Source organism: Kineococcus indalonis, from assembly GCF_009906395.1.
GTDB classification, from domain to species: domain Bacteria; phylum Actinomycetota; class Actinomycetes; order Actinomycetales; family Kineococcaceae; genus Kineococcus; species Kineococcus indalonis.
Window position 1 is genome coordinate 1 of sequence record NZ_JAAALM010000380.1, and the last position, 3,976, is coordinate 3,976.

Below are 3,976 nucleotides of genomic sequence, written 5' to 3' on the forward strand. Positions count from 1 at the left end.
CGGGAGCCGCCCTCGCGGCGCGGGCCGCCGCGGAAGCCGCCGCGGCGCGGGCCGCGACCCTCCCGCTCGGGACGGGTGCGCGGCTTGACCACGACCGGCTCGCCGGACTCGGCCACCGCGCGCACGGTGTCGTCACCGGCCGCGACGCGCTCCACGTCGTTGGCGCTCACGCCCGCGTCCTTGTGCAGCCACCCGTAGCGGCGCACCTGGTCCGGCAGCGCGATCGCCAGGACCGTGCCCTTGGCGCCGGCGCGCGCGGTGCGCCCCGAGCGGTGCAGGTAGTCCTTGTGGTCGTTCGGCGGGTCGACGTGCACGACCAGGTCGACGTCGTCGACGTGGATGCCGCGCGCGGCCACGTCCGTGGCCACCAGCACGCGGGTCTCCCCCGCGGCGAACGCGTCGATCGCCTTGGAGCGCTGCGCCTGGCGCAGGTCGCCGTGGATGGCCTCCGCCGGCGCACCCGCCTCGCGCAGCTGGTCCGCCAGGCGCTGCGCGCCCAGCTTGGTGCGCACGAAGAAGATGCTGCGCGCGGGGCGCTTGCTGATCTCCGTGAGGATCGGCAGCTTGTCGTGCGGGCGCACCGCGAAGACGCGGTGCTCCATGTTGGAGACGTCGTCCGCCGGCGCCGGCACGGCGTGGAACGCCGGGTCGGTGAGGAAGTCGTGGACGAGGGCCTCCACGCCGCGGTCCAGCGTGGCGGAGAAGAACATGCGCTGCCCGCCGGTCCTGGTGCCCTCCAGGATGGCGCGCACGCCCGGCAGGAAGCCGAGGTCGGCCATGTGGTCGGCCTCGTCGAGGACCGTGACGTCCACCTCCGCCAGGGAGACGGCGTCGCGCTCGATGAGGTCCACCAGGCGGCCCGGGGTGGCGATGAGGACGTCCACCCCGCGCTGCAGCGCGGAGATCTGCCGGCCGTAGGGCACGCCGCCGACGACCACGGACATGCGCAGGTCGAGGGCGTCGCCCAGCGGGCGCAGCGCGTCGGCCACCTGCATGGCCAGCTCGCGGGTCGGCACGAGCACCAGGCCGCGCGGGGCGCCGGTGATGCGCGGGCGCCCGGCGGCGGCCAGGCGCGCCAGCATCGGCAGGCCGAAGCCCAGCGTCTTGCCCGAGCCGGTGCGCGCGCGGCCCAGGATGTCGCGGCCGGCGATGCCGTCGGGCAGGGTGCGCGACTGGATCGCGAACGGCGCGGTCATGCCGCGCCGCTCCAGGGCGGCGACGAGCTCGGCCGGCAGGCCCAGCTCGGCGAAGGTGAGCTCGGGGACCTCGACCAGCTCGGCGGCGGTCAGGGCCTGCTCGGTCGCCGAGGGGGCGAAGGAGCGGGGGCTGCGCGGCGGGCCGGAACGGCGGCCGCGGGAGCCGCTGGGGCCGCCGTAGGCGCCGGAGCGGGGGGCGCCGTAGCCGCCGGAGCGGGGGCCGCGGTCCTCCGAGCGGGGGCCGCGCGCGTCGCCGCGGTAGCCGCCGCGCTCGGGGCGGCCGCCGTCGCGGTCGCCGCGGTAACCCTCGGAGCGGTGGCCCTCGGAGCGGTAGTTGTCCCCCTCCCCGCGGCGGGGGCGGGGGAAGCGGTCCTGGGAGGGACCGCGGGAGTAGTCCTCACGGGCGAAGCCGTCGCGGGAGGAGGTGGAAGAACGGTCGTACTGGGGCATGCGGGAGTTGACTCCACGTGGATCGGCGGCCGCTAAGGCGGTCCGCCCCCAGGCGCGGGCGCGCACGGTGCTGCGCGCAGAAGCTGAGGGATGAGACTCGAGCGACCTCGCGGGCGGCTCGCCCGCTGAGTGGACGGCATCGAACCGTCGCACTCAGCCTAACAGGCCCGCCCCCGCGGCGATTCCCCGGTGATCAGCGCGGGGGTCAGCCGCGGGAGGCCTGCACGGCCGTCAGCGCGATCGTGTACACGATGTCGTCGACCAGCGCCCCGCGCGAGAGGTCGTTCACCGGCTTGGCCAGGCCCTGCAGCATCGGCCCCACCGAGACCACGCCGGCGTTGCGCTGCACCGCCTTGTACGTCGTGTTGCCCGTGTTCAGGTCGGGGAAGACGAACACCGTGGCGCGCCCGGCCACCGGCGAGCCGGGCGCCTTGGCGGCCGCCACCGAGGCCACCGCGGCCGCGTCGTACTGCAGCGGCCCGTCGATGACGAGGTCCGGCTCGCGCTCCCTGGCGATGCGGGTGGCCTCGGCGACCTTGTCGACCTGCGCGCCGGCGCCGGAGGAGCCGGTGGAGAAGCTGATCATCGCCACCCGCGGCTCGATGCCGAAGGCGCGCGCCGAGGCCGCCGACTGCAGCGCGATGTCGGCCAGCTCCTCCGCGTCCGGGTCGGGGTTGACCGCGCAGTCGCCGTAGATGACGACGTCGTCGGGCAGGCACATGAAGAACACGCTGGAGACCAGCTTCGCGCCGGGCTTGGTGCGGATGACCTGCAGCGCGGGGCGCACGGTGGCGGCGGTGGTGTGCACCGCCCCGGCCACCAGGCCGTCCACGTCGCCGGCCTTGAGCATCGTGGTGCCCAGCCAGACGGGGTCCGCCAGCGAGTCGCGCGCCACGTCCGGCTGCATCCCCTTGTGCTTGCGGGCCTGCACGAGCACGTCGACGTAGCGCTCCACCAGGGAGGCCGGGTCCAGCACCTCCACCCCCTCGGGCAGCGCCAGCCCCAGCCCGGCGGCCACCGAGGCGACCTGCTCGGGCGCGCCGAGCAGCACCGGGCGCGCGATGCCGCGCTGCGCGCACAGCGCCGCGGCCTGCACGGTGCGCGGCTCGGTGCCCTCGGGCAGCACGATGCGCTGCAGCCGCTCGGCGGCCAGGGTGGTCAGCCGGCGCCGGAACGCCGCCGGCGAGAGGCGCTTGGTGTGCGCGGCGGTGGGCAGCCCCGCCAGCCAGGCGGGGTCCAGCGCCTCGGCGACGGTGGTGGTCACCGCGTGGGCGCGCTCGGCGTCGTCGGCGGGCACGTCGGGGTCCAGGCGGTTGACCGCGGTGGCGGTGGCGTAGGTGCTGCGGGGCGTGCGCAGGATCGGCAGGCCGGTGGCGGCGGCGGCGTGGGTCAGCTCGGCGACGCGCTCGTCCATGCCCACGCCCGCCGTCAGCAGCAGCCCGGCCAGGCGGGTGCCGTTGAGCGCGGCCAGGCAGGTGGCCATGACGACGTCGTGCCGGTCGCCGGGCACGAGGATCAGGCGGCCCTCGCGCAGCAGCGGCAGCATCCCGGGCACCGCCTGGGCGGCGACGACGACCTCCTTCACGCGCCGCTGCTGGTCGCCGTGGGTGACGACGTCCACGTCCAGGGCGCGCACCAGGTCGCGCACCCGCGGCCAGGTCAGGTCCGTGCGGTACGGCACGGCGGCCACCAGCGGCACGCCGTGGCGCCCCAGGGCCTCGCGCAGCGCGGCGACGCGGGCCACGGCGACCTCGGGGTCCTGCGGCACGGGCCAGCGCGAGACGACGGCGCCGACCACGCGCAGCGCCTCCCCGGCCCGGTAGGTGCCGGCGGTGACGGCCATGTCCTCGGCGATGCGCTCGGGCGCGCCGGGGTCGGTGCCGTCGGGGCCCGCGGAGCCGACGAGGAGCACGTCGGCGTCCAGGGCGGTGGCCAGGGCGGTGTTCACCCGCCCGGAGAAGACCTGGTCGGCCGAGGGCGCCAGGCCCTCGACGACGACGACGTCGTGGGCGGCGAGCACGCCCTCGGCGGCGGCGACGACCTCCTCCATGAGGTCGTCGACCTCGCCGCGGCTGAGGCGCTCCACGACGCGCGCGGCGGGGATGGGGTCGGCGACGGCGAGGTTGGCGGTCAGCCGCGCCAGGGCGACGGAGCGGTCGGTGCCGCCGCGGCCGGGCTGCGCCAGCGGCTTGTGGAAGCCCACGGCCACGCCGCGCGCGTCCAGGGCGCGCAGCAGGCCCAGGCAGGTGGAGGTCAGGCCGGCGCCGTGGCCGGTGGGGACGACGAGCAGGGTGCGGGGCACCGCGCGCTCCTCTCGGGTGGGGCCGGAC

The 3,976-nt window shown here is 76.9% G+C and carries 2 protein-coding genes; both read right to left on the bottom strand.

The genetic code is table 11. The annotated features are described in order from the left end of the window. The coding region (locus GTR00_RS16035) for a DEAD/DEAH box helicase (RefSeq protein ID WP_205705949.1) at window positions 1-1,646 on the bottom strand (1,646 nt) is incomplete at its 3' end. Window positions 1,647-1,851: 205 nt separating this feature from the next. After that, entirely contained in the window at window positions 1,852-3,948 is a 2,097-nt protein-coding gene (pta, locus tag GTR00_RS16045) for a phosphate acetyltransferase (RefSeq protein WP_166612592.1), read from the bottom strand. Window positions 3,949-3,976: the final 28 nt, after the last annotated feature.